This is a genomic window from Mesorhizobium sp. M0587, from assembly GCF_040320945.1.
Lineage (GTDB): Bacteria > Pseudomonadota > Alphaproteobacteria > Rhizobiales > Rhizobiaceae > Mesorhizobium.
This window is the reverse complement of record NZ_JAMYQP010000035.1, coordinates 12,775-38,880: the sequence shown is the minus strand read 5'-3', so window position 1 is coordinate 38,880 and position 26,106 is coordinate 12,775. Positions and strand designations below refer to the sequence as shown.

Annotated in this window: 23 protein-coding genes and 1 tRNA gene; 12 read left to right on the top strand and 12 right to left on the bottom strand. The window is 63.0% G+C overall.

The window, feature by feature from the left end:
* Positions 1 to 205: 205 nt before the first annotated feature.
* Positions 206 to 1,159, top strand: coding sequence for a ring-cleaving dioxygenase (locus NKI49_RS25715; RefSeq protein WP_352600224.1), 954 nt, complete (start codon positions 206 to 208; stop codon positions 1,157 to 1,159).
* A 98-nt stretch (positions 1,160 to 1,257) separates the two neighbouring features.
* Complete coding sequence (locus tag NKI49_RS25710) at positions 1,258 to 1,437, top strand: hypothetical protein (RefSeq protein WP_032919006.1); 180 nt, start codon at positions 1,258 to 1,260, stop codon at positions 1,435 to 1,437.
* Between the two features lie 34 nt (positions 1,438 to 1,471).
* On the opposite strand, the gene NKI49_RS25705 is transcribed toward NKI49_RS25710, so the two are convergent.
* The 7 genes from NKI49_RS25705 to tkt all read right to left on the bottom strand — a co-directional run bounded on the left by NKI49_RS25705 (position 1,472) and on the right by tkt (position 11,180).
* Positions 1,472 to 2,188: an SGNH/GDSL hydrolase family protein gene (locus tag NKI49_RS25705; protein WP_352600222.1), complete on the bottom strand. Its 717-nt coding sequence runs from the start codon at positions 2,186 to 2,188 to the stop codon at positions 1,472 to 1,474.
* A 46-nt stretch (positions 2,189 to 2,234) separates the two neighbouring features.
* A complete protein-coding gene (locus tag NKI49_RS25700; protein WP_352600220.1) occupies positions 2,235 to 3,053 on the bottom strand; it encodes a DUF899 domain-containing protein in 819 nt (272 codons plus the stop codon).
* Positions 3,054 to 3,223: 170 nt separating this feature from the next.
* A complete protein-coding gene (locus NKI49_RS25695) occupies positions 3,224 to 4,249 on the bottom strand; it encodes a class I fructose-bisphosphate aldolase (RefSeq protein ID WP_352600218.1) in 1,026 nt (341 codons plus the stop codon).
* A 159-nt stretch (positions 4,250 to 4,408) separates the two neighbouring features.
* Positions 4,409 to 5,605, bottom strand: coding sequence for a phosphoglycerate kinase (locus tag NKI49_RS25690; RefSeq protein WP_352600216.1), 1,197 nt, complete (start codon positions 5,603 to 5,605; stop codon positions 4,409 to 4,411).
* Between the two features lie 182 nt (positions 5,606 to 5,787).
* The gene (locus NKI49_RS25685; RefSeq protein WP_352600214.1) at positions 5,788 to 7,671 is read right to left on the bottom strand and encodes a potassium/proton antiporter; all 1,884 of its coding nucleotides are present in this window, start codon (positions 7,669 to 7,671) and stop codon (positions 5,788 to 5,790) included.
* Between the two features lie 348 nt (positions 7,672 to 8,019).
* Positions 8,020 to 9,030 (bottom strand): type I glyceraldehyde-3-phosphate dehydrogenase, encoded by a 1,011-nt coding sequence (gene gap / locus NKI49_RS25680; protein WP_352600212.1) that lies wholly within the window; start codon positions 9,028 to 9,030, stop codon positions 8,020 to 8,022.
* Positions 9,031 to 9,188: 158 nt separating this feature from the next.
* Positions 9,189 to 11,180: a transketolase gene (gene tkt, locus NKI49_RS25675; RefSeq protein ID WP_352600210.1), complete on the bottom strand. Its 1,992-nt coding sequence runs from the start codon at positions 11,178 to 11,180 to the stop codon at positions 9,189 to 9,191.
* A 259-nt stretch (positions 11,181 to 11,439) separates the two neighbouring features.
* Between tkt and NKI49_RS25670 the strand changes: the two genes are divergently transcribed.
* The 4 genes from NKI49_RS25670 to NKI49_RS25655 all read left to right on the top strand — a co-directional run bounded on the left by NKI49_RS25670 (position 11,440) and on the right by NKI49_RS25655 (position 13,962).
* Positions 11,440 to 11,712 carry a DUF4164 domain-containing protein gene (locus tag NKI49_RS25670; RefSeq protein WP_023763725.1) on the top strand — a complete coding sequence of 91 codons (273 nt, stop codon included), beginning with the start codon at positions 11,440 to 11,442 and terminating at the stop codon, positions 11,710 to 11,712.
* A 4-nt stretch (positions 11,713 to 11,716) separates the two neighbouring features.
* Positions 11,717 to 12,082: a cell division protein ZapA gene (locus tag NKI49_RS25665; RefSeq protein WP_352600208.1), complete on the top strand. Its 366-nt coding sequence runs from the start codon at positions 11,717 to 11,719 to the stop codon at positions 12,080 to 12,082.
* Positions 12,083 to 12,287: 205 nt separating this feature from the next.
* Positions 12,288 to 12,947: a peroxiredoxin gene (locus NKI49_RS25660; RefSeq protein ID WP_027023480.1), complete on the top strand. Its 660-nt coding sequence runs from the start codon at positions 12,288 to 12,290 to the stop codon at positions 12,945 to 12,947.
* A 142-nt stretch (positions 12,948 to 13,089) separates the two neighbouring features.
* Complete coding sequence (locus NKI49_RS25655; RefSeq protein WP_352600206.1) at positions 13,090 to 13,962, top strand: MBL fold metallo-hydrolase; 873 nt, start codon at positions 13,090 to 13,092, stop codon at positions 13,960 to 13,962.
* A gap of 174 nt (positions 13,963 to 14,136) precedes the next feature.
* Here NKI49_RS25655 and rpoH read toward each other — a convergent pair whose 3' ends face one another.
* Both rpoH and NKI49_RS25645 read right to left on the bottom strand, forming a co-directional pair.
* Positions 14,137 to 15,048 (bottom strand): RNA polymerase sigma factor RpoH, encoded by a 912-nt coding sequence (gene rpoH / locus NKI49_RS25650; protein WP_352600204.1) that lies wholly within the window; start codon positions 15,046 to 15,048, stop codon positions 14,137 to 14,139.
* 211 nt (positions 15,049 to 15,259) lie between these two features.
* Positions 15,260 to 16,312 carry an RluA family pseudouridine synthase gene (locus NKI49_RS25645; protein WP_352600202.1) on the bottom strand — a complete coding sequence of 351 codons (1,053 nt, stop codon included), beginning with the start codon at positions 16,310 to 16,312 and terminating at the stop codon, positions 15,260 to 15,262.
* 26 nt (positions 16,313 to 16,338) lie between these two features.
* On the opposite strand from NKI49_RS25645, the gene NKI49_RS25640 reads away from it, so the two are divergent.
* The 3 genes from NKI49_RS25640 (at position 16,339) to NKI49_RS25630 (ending at position 17,325) form a co-directional block, all read left to right on the top strand.
* Positions 16,339 to 16,737: a fimbrial protein gene (locus tag NKI49_RS25640; protein WP_352600200.1), complete on the top strand. Its 399-nt coding sequence runs from the start codon at positions 16,339 to 16,341 to the stop codon at positions 16,735 to 16,737.
* 14 nt (positions 16,738 to 16,751) lie between these two features.
* Positions 16,752 to 17,159, top strand: coding sequence for a VOC family protein (locus NKI49_RS25635; RefSeq protein WP_352600510.1), 408 nt, complete (start codon positions 16,752 to 16,754; stop codon positions 17,157 to 17,159).
* A gap of 91 nt (positions 17,160 to 17,250) precedes the next feature.
* Positions 17,251 to 17,325: transfer RNA gene (locus NKI49_RS25630), tRNA-Glu, on the top strand.
* A 503-nt stretch (positions 17,326 to 17,828) separates the two neighbouring features.
* Here the strand turns inward: NKI49_RS25630 and NKI49_RS25625 are convergent.
* Positions 17,829 to 18,095, bottom strand: coding sequence for a hypothetical protein (locus NKI49_RS25625; protein WP_352600198.1), 267 nt, complete (start codon positions 18,093 to 18,095; stop codon positions 17,829 to 17,831).
* A gap of 51 nt (positions 18,096 to 18,146) precedes the next feature.
* Here NKI49_RS25625 and tolA point away from each other — a divergent pair, with 51 nt between their 5' ends.
* Positions 18,147 to 18,515 carry a cell envelope integrity protein TolA gene (gene tolA / locus NKI49_RS25620; RefSeq protein ID WP_352600196.1) on the top strand — a complete coding sequence of 123 codons (369 nt, stop codon included), beginning with the start codon at positions 18,147 to 18,149 and terminating at the stop codon, positions 18,513 to 18,515.
* Between the two features lie 82 nt (positions 18,516 to 18,597).
* Here tolA and NKI49_RS25615 read toward each other — a convergent pair whose 3' ends face one another.
* Together NKI49_RS25615 and NKI49_RS25610 are read right to left on the bottom strand one after the other, a co-directional pair.
* Positions 18,598 to 18,813, bottom strand: a complete 216-nt coding sequence (locus tag NKI49_RS25615) for a hypothetical protein (protein WP_352600194.1) — start codon at positions 18,811 to 18,813, stop codon at positions 18,598 to 18,600.
* Positions 18,814 to 19,169: 356 nt separating this feature from the next.
* A complete protein-coding gene (locus NKI49_RS25610) occupies positions 19,170 to 19,526 on the bottom strand; it encodes a hypothetical protein (RefSeq protein ID WP_352600192.1) in 357 nt (118 codons plus the stop codon).
* Positions 19,527 to 19,983: 457 nt separating this feature from the next.
* Here NKI49_RS25610 and NKI49_RS25605 point away from each other — a divergent pair, with 457 nt between their 5' ends.
* A complete protein-coding gene (locus NKI49_RS25605; RefSeq protein ID WP_352600190.1) occupies positions 19,984 to 24,552 on the top strand; it encodes a PAS domain-containing protein in 4,569 nt (1,522 codons plus the stop codon).
* A 525-nt stretch (positions 24,553 to 25,077) separates the two neighbouring features.
* A complete protein-coding gene (locus NKI49_RS25600) occupies positions 25,078 to 26,106 on the top strand; it encodes a substrate-binding domain-containing protein (RefSeq protein ID WP_352600187.1) in 1,029 nt (342 codons plus the stop codon).

The following is a 26,106-nucleotide window of genomic DNA, read 5'->3' as shown; positions in this document are numbered from 1 at the left end:
TTCTCCGGGAAAAGCGCCGGTTCTCCCTACATTGCACCGTTCCCGCATCAGCTTGGCATCTAACGACTGTTCACCGTCGAGGTGCCGATCACGGCGCAGTCGTTCAGCCTTCAGCGACGGACTGTCGGAATCCGAAACCTTCCGCGGGATGGCCGCAGTTCTGATATGGAAAGAGAAAATTCTTCTCCAAAAAAGGGAGACGACCGTGAGCCTGCAACTGACAGGAATTCATCATCTGACCGCCATCACTGCCGATGCGCCCGGGAACCTGCATTTCTATACGAGAGTGCTCGGCCTGCGGCTGGTCAAGAAGACGGTGAACCAGGACGACACCTCGGCTTACCACCTCTTCTATGCCGACGGCGAAGCGACGTCCGGTACCGATCTCACCTTCTTCGACTGGCCGGTCGGACGCGAGCGGCGCGGCACGAACAGCATCGCGCGGACCAGCCTCAGGGTCGGCAGCCGGGAAAGCCTTGCCTGGTGGAAGCAGCACCTTGCCGGCGAAAGTATCGTGACGGGAGAGATCGCCGACATTGGGGGCTATCCATCGCTGGATTTCGAAGACCCTGAAGGCCAGCGCCTGCGGCTGGTCAGCGATGGCGGCAAGGGCGGCAGCCATCCTTGGGCGCGGAGCCCGGTGCCGGCAGAACACCAGATCCGAGGGCTCGGGCCGATCGTGATCAGTGTCCCCGACATCACCAACACCGGGACGGTGCTGACCGAGGTGATGAACATGCGCAAGGTCCGCGACTATGCCTCGCCGGACGGTGAAGGGCAGGTGCATGTCTTTGAAATGGGCACGGGCGGGCCGGCGGCGGAGCTTCATGTCGCCGTTCAGCCTGGGCTGGCGCCTGCACGACAAGGCGCCGGTGCGGTCCACCATATCGCCTTCAGGGCGCCGGACCAGGAAACGCTGCATCAATGGACGGCGCGGTTATCAGAATTCCGGCTGCCGTCGAGCGGCGAGGTCGAGCGCTATTACTTCCGCTCGCTCTACTTCCGCGAACCGAACGGCGTCCTGTTCGAGATTGCCACGGACGGGCCTGGATTTACCGCCGACGAGCCGCTGGAAGCGCTGGGCGAGAGATTGGCCCTGCCGCCGTTCCTCGAACCGAAGCGCGCTTCCATCGAGGCCGGCCTCAAGCCGCTGAAGTAAATCGCTCCGCGATCAAGGCGGGCACCGCGCTCCGGTTCGGGATCGCGGCGCCGATGCCTTGCCAGACACGAATTGAAGCGCTTTGACAGCCGGCTGCGTTGCTGGTCAAAGGCGTTATGTCGAAACTCCTCGCCCTTGTCATCATTGGCATCATGGTCATCCAGCTGATCAAGCCTCTGGGATGGCCGGGCCTGAAACGGCGCAGCGACTTCTGGAAGCTCGCGCTGCTGGCCATGGCGGCTATTTCCATAACCGCCGTGCTCGGGCACTGGGCGTAGCTGCAGCGGGCAATGCGGCCTTCTCTCCGGCCGCTCACCCGGCAAGCACCGGGCCGACGAGATGCTCGGCCCAGGCCCGGTAGCCGGCCTCCGAGGCATGAAATCCGTCCGAGGCAAAGCCGGCCTCGGGATTGGTGATTGGCAGGCGTGGCGCCGGCACCGCGCCGCGTTCCAGGCAGAGGCGTTCGCCCATCCGGTTCATCTCGGTGGCGCGGATCTCCAGAATCTTGCCGAGCAGCGGCGGCATGGCCGGCGCGCGGGTAAACTCCAACACCGGCGACCACACCACCCGTGCCTCCGGCCATTTGGCGCGCAGTGCATAGAGCAGGCCGCCGAATTCCTTCTTGAAGCGCGGCACGGAATGAAAATTCTTGGTGTCGTTGGTGCCCACGGCAAGCACGATGTGGGTCCACGGATCGGCCGACAGGTTGGGCAGGACATGATCGCGGATCTGGCCCGACGTCGCGGAATTGAAGCCGGCGGCGCGCCAGCGCACGGCGCGGCCGGTGCCCTGTGAAATCAGGATGGCCAGTTGCGCGGCAAGCCCGTTTTCGGAATGGCCGATGCCGACCGAGGCGGCGGAGGAGTCCCCCAGCACCAGAAGCGAGATCGCCGGTGCCATGCCGGCAAGCTCGTGCATGACCGGTCCCTGCGCCGGCAGCATGCGCGTGGTGCGGCGGCGCACGCCCAATCCCTGCCAGACATAGACAGGGAAGGCGAGCCAGGTGAAGAAAGCGAGAAAGCGCTGCATGCGCACCCTTTTATCGTATCCGGCGGCTGGCTGTCGCGCTGTCTCCTTATTTCGGTGCAATTCCCAAGGGAAGGCGCGATGCGCTTTTCCCGGGAAAACCGTTCATTCTCTCCCTCGAATTGCCCTGGTCGCAACAGCCCTCCTGTGATCCGGACCTGTCGCTGTATTCGTCATGCAGCCGCACCCAGTCCATCAGGCCGTGATAGGGACCGGTTTCGTTGCGGCCCTTCGGCGTCATGTCGAGATAATCATACGTGCCGATCAGCGCCTCGCCGCCGCGGGCGCGCGATAGGAAGGTGAGAAAGATGTCGCCGTTCTCATCCTTGTAGAACACGCTGGTGCCGGGGAGCTCCTTCGAGGTGCGGGGACGGGTCTCGAAATTGTAGGTGGTGTCGCCGGCAGCGATCTGCCTGTCGGTGAATGAGACCTGCATGTCGAAGTTGAAATCCGAGGCGTAGGACGACACCCAGTCGAATTTCCAGCCCATGCGGTGCTTGTAGGGCAGAAGCTCGGCCAGCGGCGCGCGTGAGATCACGACCAGCGACACGTCGTGGTGTCTCAGGTGCTGATTGGCCCCGTCTATATGGTCGGCGAGGAACGAGCAGCCCTCGCAATAATGACTACAGCCCGGCCCGAACATGAAATGGTAGATGATCAGCTGGCTGTTGCCGGCAAACAGGCCGGCCAGGGTTTTCGGTCCTTGCTCGGTCTCGAAGACATAGTCCTTCCTGATTTTCAGCCAGGGTAGTTCACGTCGCTCAGCCGCGACGCGCTCGCGAAGTCGCGTCAGTTCCTTCTCGCGCGCCAGATGCGCCTTGTGTGCCTGGAACCAGTCTTCGCGTGAAACGACCTTGTTGCGATGCATGAACCTCTCCCTGTCTGCCGTCCCAAGGACGTTCGAGATCAGAAAAAACCGACATGGCCGCCGACATTTTCCACGCAGGACATAGGCATGCCGGGACTCCGCCCCAATGCCGAGACAAACAAAACCCGGGCACGTTGGCCCGGGTCAGGAAGAGCATGGAAGATCTGCTGTCAGGCCGCCTGTTCGAGACCCGCCTTCCATTTTCCCAGTGCCGCCAGATGGTTCATATGGGCGCGATGGGCAAAGGCGGCCTGGCCCGCGGCCACGTTCGACGCCTTGCCGCCCCACGCCTTCTGCGGCGCGGCCTGCAGCGCACGGCCGTAGGAGAAGGTCAGCTTCCACGGGTGCGGCCCGATCGCGTTGATGGCGTTGAGATTGGCGGTCGCCTCCTCATCCTCCTGGCCGCCGGACAGGAAGGCGATGCCCGGCACGGCTGCCGGCACCGTCTCGCGGAACAGTTTTATGGTCTTTTCCGCGACTTCTTCCGGGCTGCTCACCTTGCCCGACTTCTTGCCGGCCAGCACCATGTTGGGCTTCAGGATCGTGCCTTCGAGCACGACGCGCGCCGCATGAAGTTCGTCATAGAGTTTTATCAGCGTCGCCTTGGAGGTTTCATAGCAGGTGTCGATGTCGTGGGCGCCATCCATCAGCACTTCCGGCTCGACGATCGGCACGATGCCGGCCTCCTGGCAAAGCGCTGCGTAGCGGGCGAGCGCATGAGTATTCGAACCAATCGAAATGGCCGAAGGCACGCCCTTGCTGGTGTCGATGTCGATCACCGCGCGCCATTTGGCGAAGCGGGCGCCGAGCTTGTAATAATCGGCAAGGCGCTCGCGCAGCCCGTCGAGGCCTTCGGTGATGGTGTCGCCGGGAAAGCCGGCCAGAGGTTTGGCGCCGGCATCGACCTTGATGCCGGGGATAGCGCCCGCCGCCTTGATGATATCGACCAGAGGCGTACCGTCGGCGGCCTTCTGGCGGATCGTCTCGTCATAGAGGATGACGCCGGAAATATACTTGGTCATCGCGTCGGAGGCGCGGAACATCATCTCGCGATAGTCGCGGCGGCTGTCGGCGGTCGATTCCACGCCGATGACGTCGAAGCGTTTCTTGATCGTGCCCGAGCTTTCGTCGGCGGCCAGCAGGCCCTTGCCGTTGGCCACCATCGCGGCGGCAATGTCTTCGAGACGTTCGCTCATCGTGCTCTCCTGAAAGGGCCTGTTCCGCACCTAACGGAAGTCTACCGCCAAAGGAATGGCATCGGAAAGCTCGAATCGATTGAAAGTTCGGAGTGCCCGGTTCGCTCTCCTTGAGTTGATTGGGTCGGTGGCTTGGCCGCATTCTGCGACGCCCAACGCTCAGCGCTTCAGCACTTCGACGCCGGGCAGCGGCTTGCCTTCCATCCACTCGAGAAAGGCGCCGCCGGCGGTCGAGACATAGGTGAAGTCGTCGGCGACGCCGGCATGGTTGAGCGCCGCCACCGTATCGCCGCCACCGGCGACCGAGACCAGCCGGCCCGCCTTGGTGCGGGTCGCTGCGTGCTTTGCCGCCGCCACCGTCGCATGGTCGAAGGGCTCGATCTCGAAGGCGCCGAGCGGGCCGTTCCAGACCAGCGTCGCGGCACGGTCGATCCATTCGCCAACGGCTTTCACCGTTTTGGCGCCGACGTCGAGGATCATGCCATCGGCCGGCACATCCGAGATGGCAACGGTCTCACTGGCCGCACCCGCCTTGAATTCCCTGGCGACGACGCCGTCGACCGGCAGGATGATGGCGCAACCGGCCTCGGCCGCTTCGATCATGATCTGCTTGGCGGTGTTTGCGAGGTCGTGCTCGCACAGCGACTTGCCGACATCGGTGCCGCGTGCGGCGAGGAAGGTGTTGGCCATGCCGCCGCCGATGACCAGCGCGTCGACTTTCTTGACCAGGTTCATCAAGAGGTCGATCTTGGTCGAAACCTTGGCGCCGCCGACAATGGCGACCACGGGGCGAACAGGATTTCCCAGGCCCTTCTCCAGTGCTTCCAATTCGGCCTGCATGGTGCGGCCGGCGAAGGCCGGCAACAGATGCGCCAGCCCCTCGGTCGAGGAATGGGCACGGTGTGCCGCCGAAAAGGCGTCGTTGACGAAGAGATCGCCATTAGCGGCGAGTTTTTCCGTGAAGGCCGGATCGTTCTTCTCCTCGGCCTTGTAGAAGCGGGTGTTTTCAAGCAGCAGCACGTCGCCCTTGTCCATGGCGGCCACGGCGCTGCCGGCCGTATCGCCAATACAATCGGAGGCAAAGCCGACGGGGCGGCCGAGCACCTCGGCTGTCGCTTTTGCGATCGGCTCCAGCGAGAATTCGGGCGAGGGGCCATCCTTGGGCCTGCCGAAATGCGCGAGCAATATGACCTTGGCGCCCTTGCCGGACAGTTCCGCGATAGTAGGCGCGATGCGTTCGATGCGGGTGGCGTCGGTGACCTTGCCATCAGCAACGGGAACGTTGAGGTCGACACGCACCAGCACGCGCTTGCCGCTGATGTTGCCGATGTCGTCCAGTGTCTTGAAGGCGGCCATGCGGGGTCCTTTCGCTAAAAATCGCCGGGACCATACCCCGAGCCGACGACGATGCAAGGCTTAGGCCGCTGCTGGAACGAAATTTTGAGTTCGGTGCGAAAGGCCGTGGCGAGCGGCGGCCGGCGAACTTACCTCGGATTAGGGCCGGCAGCGGATGAGAGGCGGCGCAAACACCGCTTTTGTCAGCTCTCTGTCGTTGCCTTCTTCGGCTCCGGCGCTTCGTGCTCGTCCGCTCGCGCCTCTGCCATCGGGGCCAAGGCTGGCTTGCGCCAGCCGCGGATGAAGGCAGAGATGCGGTCGCCGATCTCGCCGGCGCTGAGGAATACCGGCACGCGCGCCACCGGCGCGGTCGGCTCGAAGGAAAGGCCGAGCCCGGTGATCCTGCCCTTGTCGTCAACATCGCGCACGATCAGTTCTATCGGACCGATCAGCACGCGGTCGGCATATTCGGCATGGCCGCCGAGCCGCGTTGTGACCAAGGCACCGACGGTGAGCTTCTGCTCCGCTTCGGTCAGGCCAGGCGCATAAGCGGCCTCGAGTTCGGCAGCGGAACGCGCCGGGTCGACGGCGAAGGCGCCGAAGAAATCGACGTCTTCGGGATCGACGACAGCGCGGCTGGCGAAGAGCTTGTCGAGCAGGCGCGGGTAGCGATCCGGTACGAAGATGTAGACCTGGTCACCGGCGGTGAGCCGGCCCATGTCCTGGAAGCGCATCGAGCGGCCATCGCGCAGCACCAGCGAGGGCCGTGCCCAGCGCGGAATGCGCTCGCCGCGCGCCACCGGACTGCCCGGCGCGACGCGATAGGCGAGAAGCTCGTGATGGGCGGAGCCCGGCAGTTCGAGCTCGACCTTGTCCAGCGGTCCCAGCCGCGCCGGCACGATCAGGCCGAGACGGCGGGCCAGCGGGCCGACCGTCCAGCCCTGGATGACCAGGGACACCAGGACGATGATGAAGGCGGCGTTGAAGATGACGCGGCCGTTCTCCAGCCCGCCGAGCAGCGGCGTGATGGCGAGCAGGATCGAGACCGCGCCGCGCAGGCCGACCCAGGATATGAAGGCGACCTCGGGGCGCGGCATACGGAACGGGATCAGGCAGAGCCAGACCGCGATCGGCCTGGCGACGAACATCAGGAACAGCCCAAGCAAAATGGCGGGCACCATGATCGCCGGAAATTGCGAAGGCGTCGCGAACAGGCCGAGGATGAGGAACATGATGATTTGCGCCAGCCACGACATGCCGTCTTGGAAGCGCTTCAGGATGGTAACGGCGCGGATGTCGGAATTGCCCGCGACGAGACCCGCAAGATAGACCGCGAGGAAACCCGAACCGCCGATGGCTCCGGCAGCGGCGAAGACCATCAGCGACAGGGTCAGCACGAAGATCGGCAGCAGCCCATGGTCGAGATTGAGCCGGTCGACGAGGCGCACGATGGCGAGGCCGCCAAGCACGCCGACGACGGCGCCCAGACCCATGTTGACGAGGAAGCCGAGGACCAGATTGGTGACCAGGACATTGGCCTCGGGATTGGCGTGCGCGGCGATGACCTCGACCAGCGTGATGGTCAGGAAGATGGCGATCGGATCATTGGTGCCGGATTCCACCTCGAGGGTGGAGCGTACGCGCTCGCGCAGGTTGATCTCGCCGGTACGCAGCAGGAAGAACACCGCGGCGGCGTCCGTGGAGGCGACGGCGGCTCCGAGCAGGAACGATTCCAGCCAGCTCAAGTCGAGCAGATAATAGGCGGCGGCGCCGAACAGACCGGTGGTGACAAGCACGCCGAAGGTCGCCAGCGACAGCGCCGGGCCTGCCGCCTGCCGCAAGGCGTTGAGCGGCGTGCCGAAACCGGAATCGAACAGGATGACGGCCAACGCCAGTGAGCCGGCAAAATAAGCGATGCGGGCATTGTCGAAGTGAATGCCGAGACCGTCGGTTCCGGTAGCGAGCCCAATGCAGAGAAACAGCAGCAGGAGAGGGGCACCGAAGCGGAAGGCGATCAGGCTCGAAAAAGCGGCGGCGACGACTAGCGCTGTGCCGACCAGCGTGACGAGATAGATCGCATGCTCCATCCGTGATTTGTCCCCTTCCTCTTCTCTCGATTCAAGGAAGAGTGGGGCGAAGGCATGGCCGGCGCAAGGCGGGAGGGCGGTTTTTTGGCCGAAGCGTCGTCATTCCAGGGTGGAGCAGGAGCGAAGCTCTGTCGCGGCGACCCTGGAATCCTGTGTGTGGTCGTGGAACGCAGCGGAGCAGAATTCTGCATCGTGACCATATTCTGAGGTCGCGGCATGGATCCTCGGGTACTGCGCTGCGTCGCTACGCTCCTTGCTCCGCCCGTGGATGACGAAAGGATGGCCGCCCCAACGAAAAACGCCCGGCCAGGGCCGGGCGTTTGATGTTCTTGAGCGAGGTCCGGGCGATCAGGCGATCGTCTTGCCGAAGGCGACAGCGGTGTCGCCCATGCGGTTGGAGAAGCCCCATTCATTATCGTACCAGGACAGCACCGAAACGAAGTTGCCGTCCATGACCTTGGTCTGGTCGAGCGCCATGATCGAGGACCGCGGATCGTGGTTGAAGTCGATCGAGACGTTCGGGTGATGGGTAACGCCGAGGATACCCTTCAACTTGCCGTTGGAAGCGGCGATCACCGCGTCGTTGATTTCCTGCACCGTGGTCGGGCGCTTGGCGATGAACTTGAAGTCGACGACCGAGACGTTCGGCGTCGGCACGCGGATCGAGATGCCGTCGAGCTTGCCCTTGAGGTCGGGCAGCACGAGACCGATTGCCTTGGCCGCACCTGTCGAGGTCGGGATCTGCGAAAGGGCGGCGGCGCGGGCGCGGTAAAGGTCCTTGTGCATGGTGTCCAGCGTCGGCTGGTCGCCGGTGTAGGAATGGATCGTCGTCATCATGCCTTTTTCGATGCCGACCGTCTCGTGCAGCACGGCTGCCAGCGGCGCCAGGCAGTTGGTGGTGCAGGACGCGTTCGAGATGACGATGTGGTCCTTGGTCAGCTTGTCGTGGTTGATGCCGTAGACGACCGTGAGGTCGGCGCCTTCGGCCGGCGCCGAGACGAGGACGCGCTTGGCGCCAGCGGTCAGGTGCGCGGCGGCCTTGTCGCGGGCGGTGAAGATGCCGGTGCATTCGAGCGCGATGTCGACGCCCAGCTCCTTCCATGGCAGCTGCGTCGGATCCTTGATCGCGGTGACCTTGAACGTTTCCTTGCCGACCGTGATTTGGTCGCCGGAAACCGACACTTCGTGCGGGAAGCGGCCGTGCACGCTGTCGTAGCGCAGAAGGTGCGCGTTGGTCTCGACCGGGCCGAGGTCGTTGACGGCGACGACGTCGATATCCTTGCGGCCGGATTCATGGATGGCGCGCAGGATGTTGCGGCCGATGCGGCCGAATCCGTTAATGGCAACTCTGACGGTCATTTTTCTCTCCCTGGGAGCTGGAGGTAATTTGGTCCGCAGCTTCATAGCGGCGGACGGCCGAAGAATCCAGCCATCCAAGGCATGGATTTAAATCGATTAGGTTAGGCCAGCCGACGAAATCGCCGGGTGCGGTTTCGTGAGCTGGCGTCCTCAATTCCTTATTTGCCGTGCAGGCGGGCTTCGGCTGCCTCGGCCGCCGCTTCGGCGGTGATGCCGAAATGCGGGTAGAGCTGTTCGATGGTGCCTGAGGCGCCGAAGCCGGTCATGCCGATGAAGATGCCGTCGCTGCCGATCAGGTGATCCCAGCCTTGGCGGATGCCTGCCTCGATGGCCATCTTGATCGGTGCGTTACCGATCGTCTTGCTGCGATAATCATCGCTCTGCTTGTCGAACAGTTCGAAGCAAGGCACGGAGACGACGCGGGTCGGGTGGCCGTGCTTTTCCAGAAGGTCCCTGGCGCCAAGCGCTATCTCCACCTCGGAGCCGGTGGCGAAGATCGTCACCGCCGCCTCGGCGCTGGCCGCGGCCAGTTCGTAGGCGCCTTGGCTGCTGAGGTTTTTGGCCGAGAATTCGGTGCGCACCGTCGGCAGGTTTTGGCGGGTCAGCGCCAGGGTCGACGGCGTCTTTTCGGATTCAAGGGCCAGCTGCCAGCATTCGGCGGTTTCCACCGCGTCGGCCGGGCGGAAGACATTGTGGTTGGGAATGGCGCGTAGCGCCGCCATATGCTCGACCGGCTGGTGGGTGGGGCCGTCTTCGCCCAGGCCGATGGAATCGTGCGTCATGACGAAGATCGAGCGGATGCCCATCAGCGAGGCAAGCCGCATCGAGGGACGGGCATAGTCGGAGAAGCACATGAACGTGCCGCCATAGGCGATGAGGCCGCCATGCAGCGTCAGGCCGTTGATCGCGGCGGCCATGCCATGCTCGCGGATGCCGTAATGGACATAGCGCTGGCCGTAATCGTCCGGGGTGATGTTCTTGGTCTGGCTGGTCTTGGTGTTGTTGGAGCCGGTCAGGTCGGCGGAGCCGCCGATCGTTTCCGGCACGGCGCCATTGATGATTTCCAGCGCCATCTCGGACGATTTGCGGGTGGCGACCTTCGGCTTGTCGGCGGAGAGCTTCTTCTTGTAGTCGGCAATGACGGCGTCAAAATTGGACGGCAGCTTGCCTGCGGTGCGGCGCTCGAACTCGGCCCTCAGCGTTGCGTCGGCCTTGGCCAGGCGCCCCTCCCAGTCGGTGCGCGCCTTGACGCCGGCCCTGCCCGCGGTACGCCAGGCGTCGAGGATGTCGGCCGGAATTTCGAAGGGCGGAGAATCCCAGTTGAAGAATTTCCGCGCGCCGGCGATCTCGTCGGCGCCGAGCGGCGAACCGTGCGCCTTGTTGGTGCCGGCCTTGGTCGGCGCGCCGAAGCCGATCGTCGTCTTGCAGGCGATCATCGTCGGCTTGTCGGAATGGCGGGCGGCCTCGATGGCATAGGCGATGGCTTCGGGATCCGTGCCGTCGATGTGGCTGGCGTTCCAGCCGGAGGCCTGGAAGCGGGCAACCTGATCGGTATTGTCGGCCAGCGACACCGGACCGTCGATCGAGATGTTGTTGTTGTCCCAGAAGACGATCAGCTTGTTGAGCTTGAGGTGCCCGGCAAGCGCGATGGCTTCCTGGCTGACGCCTTCCATCAGGCAGCCGTCGCCGGCCAGCACATAGGTGTAGTGGTCGACGAGGTCGCTGCCGAAGGCGGCGTTCATGATGCGCTCGCCGAGCGCGAAGCCGACCGAATTGGCAAGGCCCTGGCCGAGCGGGCCGGTGGTCGTTTCGATGCCGGTGGCGTGGCCATATTCGGGATGGCCCGCCGTCTTCGAGCCAAGCTGGCGGAAATGCTTGATCTGGTCGATCGTCATATCCTCGTAGCCGGTCAGATGGAGCAGCGAATAGAGCAGCATCGAACCATGGCCGGCCGACAGGATAAAGCGGTCGCGGTCGGCCCAGTGCGGGGCCTTGGCATCATATTTCAGGAAGCGCGTGAACAGTACGGTGGCGATGTCGGCGCAACCCATGGGCAGGCCGGGATGGCCGGAATTCGCCTTCTCGACGGCGTCCATGGACAGAAAACGGATTGCATTTGCCATCCGGTCATGTTGTTCGCGCGACGTCATGGTTCCTCCAGGGTGGGAGTTTGGGGGCTTGGGAGAGCCCTTGAAAAGGGTGCGCGACACATAGCAGGCGCGGGCTTTTAGTCAACAAATCGGGTGCATATTTGCCGGTCTTGTGAAGCCGCGGGCGGCCTACATTAGCGTTAGCGGGGGACAGTCGCGAGAGCTTTGTTGACGTCGCCTTCACCCGGTGCCTAATGTTTCCTGGATAACGCGTTCTGAACGCGAACGATTCGGTGATGGGCAGGGCAGGACGAAAGCCATGACCGGGGAAACCACGCTCAAGGAAGTCATCGCCAGGCTGGGGAAGGCCATGGAAGGGCTGGAAAACGCCGTGGCGGCCAAGCTCGAGCACGAGCGCGACTATTCGGAAGCCGAGGCCGAGGTGCAGCGCATGAACGCCGACCGCTCCCGGCTGGCGCAGGAACTCGACAATTCCGAAGCGCGCGCCGAACGGCTGGAAGACGCCAACAAGGAAGTGTCGCGACGACTGGTGACCGCCATGGAAACCATCCGCGCTGTGTTGGACAGGTAGGCCAATGGCACAGGTCACGGTTTCAATCGACGGCAAGCAGTATCGCATGGCTTGCGACGAAGGCCAGGAAGAGCATCTGATCGACCTTGCCGAACGCTTCGACCGCTATGTCTCGCACCTGAAGGATTCGTTCGGCGAGATCGGCGACCAGCGGCTCACCGTCATGGCCGGCATCATGGTGATGGACGAGCTTTCGGAGTTGCAGAAGCGCGTCAAGGGCATGGAAAGCGAGGTGCTGACCTTGCGCAAGACGCGCGACGACGCGCTGACCAAGGCCGACAAGAACGACAACATGCTGACCGATGCGCTTGGCGCGCTGGCGCAGCGCATGGAAAACCTGGCGACGACGCTGGCGATCAACAAGACCTGAGCGCAGCCTTCCCAGGCCAGCCGAGAGGCTCTCGTCCGGCCTCCCGTAGCATGAAAATACCCGCTCTGACGGCGACAGAGTTTCATATTATCTTGCGGTCACGATTTTTGCGCTAAGATGCGGAGATGTCGGAGCGCGAATGCTTTAACCGCAGCCTTGATTGCCGCTCTCGCCCGACGCGATCTGTTCAAAGGGGAAATGTGCCATGAGCCTCCGTATCAACGACATTGCGCCGGACTTCACCGCCGAGACCACGCAAGGGACGATCAAGTTTCACGAATGGATCGGTGACGGCTGGGCGATCCTGTTCAGCCACCCGAAGAACTTCACGCCGGTGTGCACGACCGAGCTTGGCACAATGGCCGGGCTCGAAGGCGAGTTCAAGAAACGCAACGTCAAGATCATCGGCATTTCGGTCGATCCCGTCGAAAGCCACGGCAAATGGCAGGACGACATCAAGACGGCGACCGGCCATTCGGTGCGCTATCCGCTGATCGGCGACAAAGATCTCAAGGTCGCCAAGCTCTACGAGATGCTGCCGGGCGGTGCCGGCGAGACCTCGGAGGGCCGCACTCCGGCCGACAACGCCACCGTGCGTTCGGTCTATGTCATCGGCCCGGACAAGAAGATCAAGCTGGTGCTCACTTACCCGATGACCACGGGCCGCAACTTCGACGAGATCCTGCGCGCGGTCGATTCCATGCAACTGACCGCCAAGCACCAGGTGGCGACGCCGGCGAACTGGAAGCAGGGCGAGGACGTCATCATCACGGCGGCCGTTTCCAACGAGGACGCGATCAAGCGCTTTGGCGCCTATGAGACGATCCTGCCCTATCTCAGGAAGACCAAGCAACCGTCCGCCTGATCGGCGCCCAGGAGCAATTTTGGCTTTCTCGCGCTTGCGAGCCAGGTGACGCTTGACTGGGTTGCCCGGGAAGACAACCATGCTCTTCTCGGGCGCCGTCGGGAAAAATCATTCCTGTTGGCCGGGGTTGAGGGAGCCGGAATTGGACATAGCTTTGGCCAGGCCGCAGGTCAGCGGCTTCTACGACAAGCCGACCGGGGCGATCCAATATGTCGTTGCCGACCAGGCGACGAAGCGTTGCGCCGTCATCGACCCGATCCTCGACTTCGATGAGAAATCCGGGGCGACGGGCACGAAGAGCGCGGATGCCGTGCTCGATTTCATCCGGGAAAACGGGCTGCAACTCGAGTGGATTCTCGACACCCATCCACATGCCGATCATTTCTCGGCCGCACATTACCTGACGGAAAAGACCGGGGCGCCGACGGCAATCGGCGACAGGGTCGTCGAGGTCCAGAAACTTTGGAAAGCGATCTACAACTGGCCGGATTTTCCCGCCGACGGGTCGCAGTGGGACAGGCTGTTTTCAGAAGGCGAGACGTTCCGGATCGGAACTCTTCCGGTCAAGGTGCTGTTCTCACCCGGGCACACATTGGCCTCGATCACCTATGTAATCGGTGACGCCGCTTTCGTGCACGACACTCTGTTCATGCCCGACAGCGGCACGGCCAGGACGGATTTTCCCGGCGGCAGTGCCGCGCGGCTCTGGCGCTCGATCCAGGATATTTTGGCGTTGCCGGACGAGACGCGCGTCTTCGTCGGCCATGACTATCAGGCGGGCGGCCGCGCGCCTTCGTGGCAAAGCACGATCGCGGCGCAGAGGATCGGCAATATCCACCTCGTTGCCGCGCGCAACGAGACCGATTTCGTCGCCTTGCGCGAGGCGCGCGACAAGACATTGCCGATGCCGAGGCTGATCCTGCATGCGCTGCAGGTCAACATGAATGGCGGCCGGCTGCCGGAGCCGGAGGCCAATGGAAGGCGGTATCTCAAGTTCCCGCTGGACGGATTGTGAGGGACTGTCGCAGACGGCATTCTACTTTCCTGGATGTCAGTGCCGCACTGACATCGTTGGGAAAAGCGCTGAACAGCAACCGTGCAACTGTCCGCATCCGATTGCGACCCACAAAAGGAAACGGCGGCGCCAGTTTCCTGACGCCGCCGTTGTATCCTATCGCCAAACCCGGCTTTACGCCGCCGGTTGTGCCTCGATGGTGCGCAGCGCCTGGGTCTGGCGCTTGGCGGCGGCCTTGACCGCGTCCTGCACCTTCTCGAAGGCGCGCACCTCGATCTGGCGCACGCGCTCGCGGCTGATGTCGAACTCGGCCGACAGCTCTTCCAGCGTCAGCGGCTCGTCGGCGAGGCGACGGGCCTCGAAGATGCGCCGCTCGCGCTCGTTGAGCACGGCAAGAGCGCCTGACAGCATGCCGCGCCGGTTTTCCAGCTCGTCCTGCTCGATAAGCATCTCTTCCTGGCTTTCGTGGTCGTCGACCAGCCAGTCCTGCCATTCGCCGGACTCGCCTTCCGTTGCCCGGATCGGGGCGTTGAGCGAGGCATCGCCCGACAGGCGGCGGTTCATCGACACCACTTCGGCTTCCGAAACGTTCAGCCTCGTAGCGATCTCGGCGATCTGTTCGGGCTTGAGATCGCCGTCGTCCAGCGCCTGAATCTTGCCCTTCACCTTGCGCAGGTTGAAGAACAGACGCTTCTGGTTGGCGGTCGTGCCCATCTTGACCAGGCTCCACGAGCGCAGGATATATTCCTGGATCGAGGCCTTGATCCACCACATGGCATAGGTCGCGAGACGGAAGCCACGCTCGGGTTCGAATTTCTTGACAGCCTGCATCAGGCCGACATTGCCTTCCGAGATCACTTCGCCGATCGGCAGGCCGTAACCGCGATAGCCCATGGCGATCTTTGCGACGAGCCTGAGATGGCTGGTGACGAGCTTGTGCGCGGCGGACGTGTCCTCATGCTCGGCATAACGCTTGGCGAGCATGTACTCCTCCTGCGGCTGAAGCATGGGAAAGCGACGAATTTCTTCCAGGTAGCGGCTGAGGCCGCCTTCGCCGGAAACGATACTGGGTAGTGACTGGGCCATGATAGCGCCCCCTCTCTATTGGAGTGATGCCCCCGAAACGCGGCGGGCATGTGACGCGAGCACCAAACGGCTCGCCCGCGACATCGGGTGTATACAGGAACAAAACCAGAAACGACAGCTTTTGTTCAACGCGAAACAGTGTGTCACGCTGAAGTGAACAACGCGGGTCAGGTTTTTTGATGGCTGTGCTGAAGCTTCCCTGGTGTCAGGTTCAGAGTTTACGAAAGCCGCCGACAAGTTCCTCCATGTCCCTCGGGATCGCCGCCTCGAACCTCATCGTTAAATGGGTAGTGGGGTGGCGAAATTCAAGGAGCCAGGCATGCAAAGCTTGTCGGGGAAATGCCTTCACCTGGCTTCTCAGCGGTTCCGGCAGCCGGTTGGCCTTGGTGCGGAACGCCTGGCCATAATCAGGGTCGCCGATCACTGGGTGCCCGATATGGGCCATATGGACGCGGATCTGGTGGGTGCGGCCGGTCTCCAACCGGCATTCGACGAGGCTGGCGGCGGCGAATTCCCGCTGTTCCCCGCCGAAGCGCTCCTGCACGGCAAAATGGGTGACGGCATGGCGAGCGTCGCCGCGCCCTTCCGGCACGACAGCGCGGCGCACGCGGTCGGCGGCGCGCCCGAGCGGCGCTTCGACCGTACCAGTCGGTCTTTGCGGTATGCCCCAGACCAGCGCCAGATAGGCGCGTTCGAGATCGCCGGTCAGGCCGTGATCGGCGAAAGCTTCCGACAACGCCTTATGGGCGCGGTCGGTCTTGGCCACCACCATGACGCCGCTGGTCTCCTTGTCGAGGCGGTGCACGATGCCTGGCCGGCGCACGCCGCCTATGCCTGAAAGACTGTCGCCGCAATGATGGATCAGCGCGTTGACCAGCGTGCCGGTCCAGTTGCCGGCGCCGGGATGCACGACAAGTCCGGCCGGCTTGTTGATGACGATCAACTCGTCGTCTTCATAGAGCACATCGAGCGCAATGTTCTCACCCTGCGGCTCGGCCGGCTCGGGCTCCGGCATGGCGATCGACACGCTTTCGCCCGGCATCATCTTGCGCTTGGTCTCGACGACAGGCTTGCCGTCGATCAAAACCGCGCCCTGCCTGATCAGCATCTGCACGCGGCTGCGCGAAAGATCGGGGGCAAACTGGGCGGCCAGCCATTGGTCGAGGCGCTGACCGGCCGCATCCGCGCCCGCAACCAGCACGGTTGGGGGCCCGCTGAATTGGTCCTCTATCAATTCAGGGGCCTCTTCGCTATGAGCGCTCATCGAAAAACCGTTCCGGAATATTTGCCATGGCCAGCCCAACCGCCGAGGAAGATCAAGTCGTTGAAGGCAGGGAAAAGCCGCTCGAACCCGAGATCGAAAAGGTGCGCGGCAAGCTCATCCGCTTCATGGCCATCAATCTCGGCCTGCTGCTATTGGCCCTTATGGTGGTGATCGCGGCGATTGTCTACAAATCACGCAAGGTGCCCCCGGCGAACCCGCCGCTGGCTGGTGACATCCAGACGCCCGCCGGCGAGCCGGCCAGCGGAGACATCGTGCTGCCGGTCGGCTCCAAGGTGGTCAGCCAATCGCTGTCGGGAAACCGCGTCTCCATCGACGCCGAGCTCGCCGACGGCAGCCGGACGATCTTCATCTACGATATCGCGGAGCGCAGGCTGATCGGGCAGTTTGCGATCCGCAACAAATGAGCGTGCCGCAACAAGTGGGCGGGTTCACCGAACAGCGCCGGGTGGCGACCGTTGCGCTGGTCGTCGCCAACTATGACGAGGCTATTGCCTGGTATGTCGGGCGGCTGGGCTTTCTGCTCATCGAGGACGTCGATCTCGGTGGCGGCAAGCGCTGGGTCACGGTCGCGCCGGCCAGGGGGCACGGGGCCAGGCTGCTTCTGGCCGAGGCTGCCAACGAGACGCAAACGAAAAGTATCGGCAACCAGACCGGGGGCCGGGTGTTTCTGTTCCTCGAAACCGACGACTTTGCCCGCGACCATGCGGCGATGCTGGAGAAGGGCGTCGAATTCCGCGAGGCGCCGCGCTTCGAGCCCTACGGCACAGTGGCGGTTTTCGCCGATCTCCACGGCAATCTCTGGGACCTGGTCGAGCCGAAGCGGTAAGCCTGCGGCCGACTTTTGCGCGATGTGGCAAAGCTCGCCGAACCCCAGTTGCTTTTTCCCAGCCGTCAGCCTATATCGCCCGTTCTTGAGCGCGCCCATCGTCTAGCGGTCAGGACACCGCCCTCTCACGGCGGGAACAGGGGTTCGATTCCCCTTGGGCGTACCAATGAAACAGCGGCTCGGTCGTTGCTCCCCAAATGTCAAACAGCGTTCAAGCACTCTTCTCCGGAGCTCCCTTTTGACTGCGCGCATCTAACTGCGTGCGAGAGGATCGGCGTGTCTGCGAAAAGCCCGACCATCTCGAATGCGCGAATGCACCCAATTTAAGTCAGGCCATGACGGTTGAAAGCGCAGCAATTCCTGTTACTTGCGGCGCGGGGTACCCCGCGCCGCAGCGCGGATTTTGGGTCGGATGAAAAGTAGAAATGACTTCGGTGAACACGGTATGTCCGCGCTGCCACGGCGGCGGCAAGGTTTTCGAGTGCTCGAGATGGCACGCGTCATACGGGCATTGCTGCCCGCAAGGAACCCATCGGATTGGTTGTCCGGGGACGAGCGTCGTCTGCGCAGAATGTGCCGGTTTGGGAACACTGGCGGAAGCTGCGCTCAGAGCGGTCGCATAGACATGAGGTGCCACCCTGTCGGCCTTTAGCAAGATCGGATTTCTCGTCATCGTGCTTGGACTACGCGCGCATTTAGATTTCGTTTACCATTAGCCTGTCTATTGGAGGCAATTCGCTCTCGGCCGCGACCACGGATGTACTGGCGCGATGTCGAGGCGAAAGGAAAGGTCGGCGCAATGCCGGCCTTTTTGCTTTTTGACGTCATCGCCGAGATAGGCGTGACGGCCGCACGCGATGCGTCCAGCATCAGCGCTTCGAGGCCAACTTTTTGCCGGGAGATATTGTCATTGCCGACGTTGGCCCTACCATCCATTTCAGTGGTCCATCACGGATTCGCCGTTGGAAGCGAGGATGAGGGCTTGCAATGAAAGGCGTTGCCAGACTGGCGATTGCGGGCATGATGTCGGCGGGTGTCATCCACCCATTGGTAGCTGCCCCGCTCAACACCATGGACGAAGTCGGGGCGGCGATTCAGGCGTGCTGGACGCCCCCGGCGGATGCCGGAAATTCCAGTGTGACGCTGAGCTTCAGCTTCAAGCGGGACGGCACGCTACTCGGCCCGCCCCGGCCTACCGCCGCCAAGGTGGCCGGCGACGACAAGGCGCGAAAGTCGTTCATCGACGCGGCAAGCGCGGCAGTGAAGAACTGCACGCCCCTGACGCTTTCGCCAACGCTGGCACAAGGGATTGCCGGCAACGTGTTCACATTGCAGTTCGTGTCTCCCAAACAGTAGCTCCCACCGATCGCTCGCCACAGGATGGCAATGGGCGCAGGCTTCGGCCTCCGCCAGGCCCTGTCCAGGATTGCCCCAACGGTCAGTGCTTCATGCGCCGTGCTTCGGCATGCCGCGCCAGATCGGGTGTCTCGAAGACGTAGTCGTTCCAGGCCGATTCCGGAATCTGCCCGGCCAGATAGCATTCCAGCAGCAAGCTTTGCTCGGGATTGAGCCGCCTTGGCACGCGCTGGTGATCCAGTCCGAGGGAATGAAAGAGATTTCTTCTCAGTTCCGATACCGTGAAGTGGATCGACATCCGCGTTCTCCTTTGCCATTCAACGCCGCGGGCCAGGCAAAGGTTTCAGCGCCGGATGCGGGTAACGGCGGATTGATCCTTGCGCCCCTGCCCACTGGCGCTGCGGGCGCAGATCTGGCGCGTTGTTTGCCGTGTCGTCTCAATCTTGAAATGAAAATGCAATATAGATTTTACAGGCGCGGCTATATCAAACTAGAGCAAGCGGCCGGTGCGCGTGGTGGGTCCGGCGTTCTTCCCCGCCGAATGATCGACAGGCTTTGCGGACCGGCTGAACGATTTTCACCGAAAAGGCCGAGCGGCTCGCCTTAAAAGTCATTCGGGACGGGAAACGGTTTCACACTGCCCCTGAAGTTGCTTCAATCGCAGACCATGCGAACCCTTTTGCCGGGTTCGCTGACGTTCCTGCATGCCAGTTGTTTCTCCGCGCCGGAGGACGGGGGAGGCGGGGAGGAACGCTTGGTCAAGTGCCGTCTCGGCGCGGCCGGTCCAGTGGTTCTGCGCTCCGAAACGCGTCTTTCCGGTTGCGGGGCCACCGGGAAGGCGCCGTTGACGGCTGGCACCTGTCCGTACTCGATATTGGGCGGCGGCCGATCCCAGAAACGCCTGACGTCGAGCGGCCGCGGGATGATGACAGTGCCGTCGTAGCTGCGCGAGCAGCCGCTGCCTAAAAGCAGCGTCACACCCAGGAAGAAAGGCACCATCCGTCCAGACATCAGCAACACCCCTGCGTGGGTTATAACGCGGCTTCGATGCAGCCGACAACCGGGCGCAATAACGCAACAGGGCAACGAATCCGATTAACGGGTTCCTCCGGAGCGTTCGCCTGCGTGTTGGTTGAGAAGCATCAAACGAAAAACCCGCCGGTGCGGCGGGTCATTGGCGCAAATCTGCACCATAGGTAGATATCTACCATAGCTGCACTCACCCTGTCAAGAAAAAATTCCTATCATGAAAAGTTGCCCGGCACAAAAAGTTGCCCGGCACAAAAAGGTGCCGGCACCGCCGATGTTGGTAGGCCTCTTTGCCAACCTGAGTTCGGAGCCCTGAATAACGCAGGCGCAACAGGCCGATATGGCCGTTAAGGTTAGCGGATCGTTAATGCTTCTCGGGCACATTCCGCCGACGAACCGCGGAGGGAGGGTTCGGCCTGGTTTTCGGGGTGGGGATGGCATGGCGGAAGCGGACGAAGTAATCGGTGCGCGGAGCACAAGTGGTCCCCGCAAGGTGGCGGCGCATGACGGCGACGCGGCACCGTTCGCTCGGGACATGCATTCGCCTGATGTGCTTCGACAGCTTGTCGAGGCCGGCTCGGACTGGATCTGGGAGACCGACGCCGAGCTGCGCTTTTCCTGGCTTTCGCAGACCTACCAGGCGGCCACGGGCATTGATCCGGCTGATGTGCTTGGCCGGTTTCGCTTCGATTTCCTCAATCAGGTCCTGAAAGGCAGCCGCAGCGCCGCAGCGCATCTGGAGGATCTGCAGGCGCACCGGCCGTTTCGCGACTTCGTTTACGAACTGAACGGCGGGCGCGCCGACTGTCGCTGGGTTCTGACTTCAGGCTTTCCTCGGTTCGACGATGAAGGGAAATTCACGGGCTATCGCGGCATAGGCCGCAACGTCACGGCGCTTGCCGGCGCGTTCGAGGATCTCGGGCAGAACGATTTGCCCGATGACGACACCGGCGAACAGCATCTCGCCGATCTCGAGCGGACGATGGATGCCATGCACATGGGGGTCGTGCTACTGGATGCCCGGCTCGACACGCTGATCGTCAACAAGGCCTATCGCGACCTCTCCAGGATCGCGGACGGCTCTGTCACCGCCGGCGCGCCGTTCAGCCTGTTGATGGAACTCAACCGCCGCAATGGCATCTACGGCGACCTCGACGAACAGCAATGGCAGCGTTACCTCGCCAGCCGCATCGAGGAGATACGCGCCGGCTCCGTGGCGCCACGCGAGTTTGTCCAGGCCAATGGCAGGACGATGATGTTCTCGGTGACGGCGCTGTCCGGGGGCAGGCGGCTGTTGACCTATTACGACGTCAGCGAGCTCAAGCGCCGCGATGCCGAGATCGAGAGCGCCAACGCCAAGATCACCGAGACCTTCGCCAATCTTCGCACGATGGTCGATTCAATGCCGATCGGCGTCCTTGTCCTCGATGCGGACATGCGCGCGGAAGTGATCAACCGCGCCTTCCACGAGTTCTGGAAGATCGATCCCCGCCACGCCGGGATCGGCTGCGATTTTCGCGAGCTGATGCAGGCCAGTCGCGACATCGATCCCCATGGAGCCGACGACATCGCATGGCAGAGCCATATGGCCGAGCGCGAAGCCGAAATCAGGGCCGGCGTGGCGGGCTCCAGGCAATTGCCGCGCAATGACGGGCGCACGCTCATAGCGTCGCTAGCGCCGCTGGCAGGCGGCAAGCGGCTGATCTCCTATGTCGATGTCACCGACATGAAGGACCGCGAGGCAGAGCTTGCCGAAGCGTTGGAAAAGGCGCGGCTGGCGGAAGCCGTGATCAACGGCGTCAAGGATCCGATCTTCGTCAAGGACGACAATCTGCGCTTCGTCTTCGCCAACGAGGCGTTCGCGGCCCTGTTTGGCCAGACGCGGCAAGCCATGCTCGGCAAGCCAGGCGGCGATTTCCTCGCGCCGGCCGAGGTCGCCCTCTTCGAAAGCAGCGAACGGGAGGTGCTTGCGAGCGGACGGCTCTACGAAGTGGAAGAAAGTTTCGAGGCCGACGGCGCCAGCCGTTCACGCATCGTCCGGAAGAACCGTGTCGGCATGGCAAGCGGCCGCAACTACGTCGCCGGTTTCCTGTTCGACATTTCCGACATGAAGCGGCGCGAGACCGAGGCGCAGGAAGCGCGCAAACACCTCGCCAGCGTGCTGGAATCGCTGCCGGCGGCCGTGATCATCTACGATCGCGACGACAATTTCGTCTTCGCCAACCATAAGATCCAGGACACGCTGCCGGCGTTGAAGCCGGCATGGCAGGCCGGCCGTTCCTTGCGCGACGCGCTCACGCTCGGCCATTCGGTCGGCTATTTCCGCTCGAGCGGCGATCCGCAGGTCGATCGACTTTACGACGGCGATCGCGAGCGATGGCTGGACGGCATGCTTGCCCGCTATCATCTGCCCTATTCGTCCTTCGAGCGCCACAATCCGGACGGCCGCTGGTACCAGGTCTACGACATGCGTACCGACGACGGCACGTTCATCGGCGTGCGTGTCGATATCTCCGAGATCAAGAGCCGTGAGGCGGCGCTGCGCGACAGCATGCGCCAGATCGACCTGTTCCGTCACGTCATGGACGAGTTGCCTGTGGCGGCCTTCATCAAGGCGCAGGATCTGAGCATCGAATTCGTCAACAAGGCCTGGTGCGCACTGACCGGCATCGCCAAGGAAGACGTCATCGGCCGGACCGATCGCCAGCTGTTCGGCACGGACGATGCGGAAAACTACAGCCAGGACGACGCCGAGGTCGTGACCACCGGCAAGGGCCGCGAGATCGAGGAGCCCGTCACCCATCGCGACGGATCGGTGCGGCAGTTGATGACGCGCAAGAGCCGCCTGGTGGCGACAGACGGATCGGTGCATCTGGTCGGCTCCAGCACCGACATCACCGACGTCAAGGCGCGCGAGCGGGCGCTGGAAGAAAGCATGCGCGAGAACGAGGTGTTCCGCAGCCTGATCGACAACGTTCCGGTGTCGATTTACGCCAAGCGGTCCGATCTCAGGCAATTCTACGTCAACAAGGGTTGGTGCGATCTCACCGGCTTCAGCAAGCAAGACGCAATCGGCAGGACCGACGTCGAGATCTTCGGGCCGGATGGCGAGGCCTTCGTGGCCAGTGATCTCGCCGTGCTGCGCACCGGCGACACCCAGGAGATCGAGGAGACGGTAACCCTTCCGGACGGAACTGTCAGGCATCAGTTCGCGCGCAAGGGCGCGATGATCGCGTCCGACGGTTCGCTCTACCTGATCGGTTCGACCACCGACATCACGGAGCTTAAGCAACGCGAGGCGGAACTCGGCGAGGCCCGCCAGCGCGCCGTGCTCGCCGACCGCGCCAAATCGGAATTCCTGGCCAATATGAGCCACGAGATCCGCACGCCGATGAACGGCGTGCTCGGCATGGCCGAACTCCTGGCCAAATCCAATCTCGATCCGAAACAGAAGACGTTCACCGACATCATCGTCAAATCGGGCAACGCGCTTTTGACCATCATCAACGATATCCTGGATTTCTCCAAGATCGATGCCGGGCAGCTGGTGCTCGATCCGGCGCCGTTCAACCTCGCCGAGGCGATCGAGGACGTGGCGACGCTGGTGTCGACACGCGCCAAGGAGAAGGATCTCGAACTCATCGTGCGCATCGAACCGGGGCTTGAAAGCCTGTTCATAGGCGATGTCGGCCGCATCAGGCAGATCGTCACCAACCTGCTCGGCAATGCGGTCAAGTTCACCGAGGAAGGCCATGTGCTGGTCGACGTGACCGGCGAACGGGTTCCGGCAGGGACCAGCCTGACGATCTCGGTCACCGACACCGGCATAGGAATCCCCGAGGGAAAACTGAAACAGGTGTTCGAGAAGTTCAGCCAGGTCGACACCTCCTCGACAAGGCGGCACGAGGGTACCGGGCTTGGCCTCGCCATCACCTCGCGACTGGTCGAACTGATGGGCGGGGACATCGGCGTCGAGAGCGCCGAGGGCAAGGGCTCGACCTTCTGGTTCACGGTGACGCTGCCAAGGGCAGGACAGCTGAACGGCCAGCGCATCACGCCGGTGGACGTGACCGGCGCGCGCGTGCTGATCGTCGACGACAATGCCGTCAACCGGGCCATCCTGAGCGAGCAGATGACTTCATGGACCTTTGATTCCTGCGCGGCCGAAAGCGGCGCCGAGGGGCTCAAGGTGCTGATCGCCGCCGCCGCCTATGGAGTGCCGGTCGACTGCGTCGTGCTCGACTACCAGATGCCTGGCATGAGCGGCGCCGAGATGGCGCGCGTCGTGCGCAACACCGCCGGGCTCGCCGACACGCCGATCATCATGCTGACCTCGGTCGACCAGTCGCTCGCCAACACCAGCTACCGTGATCTCGGCATCGATGCCCAGCTGATCAAGCCGGCGCGGTCCTCGGTGCTGCTGGAAACGCTGGTCGCCACCGTCCAGCGGCATCGCCACACCACGGCCAACCATGCACAGCCGCCGGCAGCCGACGGGCGAGGCGCCGGTACTCCTGAGCCAGCAGCACCGGCATCATCCGAACAACGCGCGATGCTGCAACCCCCCGCGGTTCGCCCCCGGCTGCCCGCCACGGGTGGCGGCGAGCACAGGCTGGATATCCTGGTGGCCGAGGACAATGAGGTGAACCAGATGGTCTTCACCCAGATCCTTGGCGAGACCGGCTATGGTTTCGAGATCGTCGGCAACGGCCGCAAGGCGCTCGACGCCTTTGGCAGGCTCAACCCGTGCATGATCCTGATGGATGTCTCCATGCCGGAGATGAACGGGCTCGAGGCGACCGCCGCGATCCGCCGGCTGGAGCAGGAGACCGGCACGCATGTGCCGATCGTCGGCGTCACCGCGCATGCCCTCAAGGGCGATCGCGAACGGTGCCTGGAGGCGGGCATGGACGATTATCTGCCCAAGCCGATCAGTCCCAGGGCCCTGCTCGAGAAGGTCGAGCGCTGGGTAGGCGCTGGCCGCCAGGTCCAGCGCAACGCCGGATAGCACCGCGTCGGCCTGACCGCGGCATCCGCGGGCGAGCAGAGAGAATCAGCCAGGATTCGCTGCCGCGGCCACGTGCAAGGATATGGTGCGATCGCACCATATCAAAGGCACCGTCCAGCCGGGACAATGACGACATCGATTCCGCTCTTCCAGTTACGGGCGGGAGCAGCGACCGCCGGCATGAAACAGCGTCAATCTACCCCAACGGACCTGTTTTCGGCGATGGCCCGGCCAGACACCCTCTGGCTGCGAGCGACGCGCTCCCGTCCGGATTTTTTTGCCTGAATCCAATCCTGTCGAATCCGTTGCGGTCGCTGCGCAAAAGCTGTGCAAGCCGCTGATTCCGGGGACAATCCAGGATCTTGCCGTCGATGCCAGGGGCTCCCGGATTTACCCGTGCCGGCGACGCGTTACCGGGCTGACATCAAACTGTCATGCGACTGTTATAATCGAAAGCTATTGGCCTCAGCGGGCGCCGGCAAGAAATGGCGCCGAGAGACCATCTTCCGAACAGGAGCAGGCCACATGAAGAAATTCCTCCTTACGGCGTCGGCCGGGGCGCTTGCGCTCGCCGCGTCGTCCGGCTTCGCCGCCGCGCGCGACCAGATTCAGATCGCCGGGTCGTCGACCGTGCTACCTTATGCCAAGATCGTCGCCGAGCAGTTCGGCGAAACCTTTACCAACTTCAAGACCCCGGTGGTCGAGTCCGGCGGCAGCGGCGCCGGCATCAAGGAATTCTGCAAGGGCGTGGGCGAAGACACCATCGACATCGCCAACTCCTCGCGCCCGATCAAGAAGGACGAGCTGAAGTCCTGCGCCGACGCTGGTGTCAAGGAAGTCCAGGAAGTCCGCATCGGCTATGACGGCATCGTCTTCGCCACCGACATCAAGGGTCCGGACTGGGCCCTGGTTCCCGCCGACATCTACAAGGCGCTCGCCGCCAAGCTGGTCGTCGACGGCAAGCTGGTCGACAATCCGAACACCAAGTGGAGCCAGGTCAATCCGAAGCTGCCCGATTGGGATATCGCCGCCTACATTCCCGGTGAGAAGCACGGCACCCGCGAAGTGTTCGAGGCCAAGCTTCTCGACGCCGGCTGCGACAAGGCCGCCATCAAGGCCACCGGCGTCAGCGACGAGAAGGAAATCGGCAAGACCTGCGTCGCCATCCGCAAGGACGGCAAGGCTGTCGACATCGACGGTGACTACACCGAGACCCTCGCTCGGATCGCTTCCAACAAGACCGGCGTTGGCGTGTTCGGCCTCTCCTTCTACGAGAACAATGCCGACAAGCTGAAGGTCGCCACCGTGGAAGGCATCGTGCCTTCGACCGAGACGATCGCCAGCGGCAAGTATCCGGTTTCGCGCCCGCTGTTCTTCTACGTGAAGAAGGCGCATCTCGGCGTCGTCCCGGGCCTGAAGGAATATGTCGAATTCTTCCTCGACGACCAGATGGTCGGCCCGGAAGGCCCGCTTGCCGAATACGGCCTGGTGGCTGCTCCGGACGCCGAGCGTCAGGCCCAGCGCGATGCGTTCACCACCGGAAAATCGATGTAA

What these genes read in the sequence shown, in the direction of transcription:
- NKI49_RS25605 (WP_352600190.1), top strand. Translation starts at nt 19,984, where the DNA reads ATGGCGGAAGCGGACGAAGTAATCGGTGCGCGGAGCACAAGTGGTCCC.
- NKI49_RS25685 (WP_352600214.1), bottom strand. Translation starts at nt 7,671, where the DNA reads ATGGAGCATGCGATCTATCTCGTCACGCTGGTCGGCACAGCGCTAGTC.
- tolA (WP_352600196.1), top strand. Translation starts at nt 18,147, where the DNA reads ATGAAAGGCGTTGCCAGACTGGCGATTGCGGGCATGATGTCGGCGGGT.
- tkt (WP_352600210.1), bottom strand. Translation starts at nt 11,180, where the DNA reads ATGACGTCGCGCGAACAACATGACCGGATGGCAAATGCAATCCGTTTT.
- NKI49_RS25660 (WP_027023480.1), top strand. Translation starts at nt 12,288, where the DNA reads ATGAGCCTCCGTATCAACGACATTGCGCCGGACTTCACCGCCGAGACC.
- NKI49_RS25615 (WP_352600194.1), bottom strand. Translation starts at nt 18,813, where the DNA reads ATGTCGATCCACTTCACGGTATCGGAACTGAGAAGAAATCTCTTTCAT.
- NKI49_RS25610 (WP_352600192.1), bottom strand. Translation starts at nt 19,526, where the DNA reads ATGTCTGGACGGATGGTGCCTTTCTTCCTGGGTGTGACGCTGCTTTTA.
- NKI49_RS25690 (WP_352600216.1), bottom strand. Translation starts at nt 5,605, where the DNA reads ATGGCCGCCTTCAAGACACTGGACGACATCGGCAACATCAGCGGCAAG.
- NKI49_RS25600 (WP_352600187.1), top strand. Translation starts at nt 25,078, where the DNA reads ATGAAGAAATTCCTCCTTACGGCGTCGGCCGGGGCGCTTGCGCTCGCC.
- NKI49_RS25705 (WP_352600222.1), bottom strand. Translation starts at nt 2,188, where the DNA reads ATGCAGCGCTTTCTCGCTTTCTTCACCTGGCTCGCCTTCCCTGTCTAT.
- NKI49_RS25645 (WP_352600202.1), bottom strand. Translation starts at nt 16,312, where the DNA reads ATGAGCGCTCATAGCGAAGAGGCCCCTGAATTGATAGAGGACCAATTC.
- NKI49_RS25640 (WP_352600200.1), top strand. Translation starts at nt 16,339, where the DNA reads ATGGCCAGCCCAACCGCCGAGGAAGATCAAGTCGTTGAAGGCAGGGAA.
- gap (WP_352600212.1), bottom strand. Translation starts at nt 9,030, where the DNA reads ATGACCGTCAGAGTTGCCATTAACGGATTCGGCCGCATCGGCCGCAAC.
- NKI49_RS25670 (WP_023763725.1), top strand. Translation starts at nt 11,440, where the DNA reads ATGACCGGGGAAACCACGCTCAAGGAAGTCATCGCCAGGCTGGGGAAG.
- NKI49_RS25695 (WP_352600218.1), bottom strand. Translation starts at nt 4,249, where the DNA reads ATGAGCGAACGTCTCGAAGACATTGCCGCCGCGATGGTGGCCAACGGC.
- NKI49_RS25665 (WP_352600208.1), top strand. Translation starts at nt 11,717, where the DNA reads ATGGCACAGGTCACGGTTTCAATCGACGGCAAGCAGTATCGCATGGCT.
- rpoH (WP_352600204.1), bottom strand. Translation starts at nt 15,048, where the DNA reads ATGGCCCAGTCACTACCCAGTATCGTTTCCGGCGAAGGCGGCCTCAGC.
- NKI49_RS25700 (WP_352600220.1), bottom strand. Translation starts at nt 3,053, where the DNA reads ATGCATCGCAACAAGGTCGTTTCACGCGAAGACTGGTTCCAGGCACAC.
- NKI49_RS25625 (WP_352600198.1), bottom strand. Translation starts at nt 18,095, where the DNA reads ATGGATGGTAGGGCCAACGTCGGCAATGACAATATCTCCCGGCAAAAA.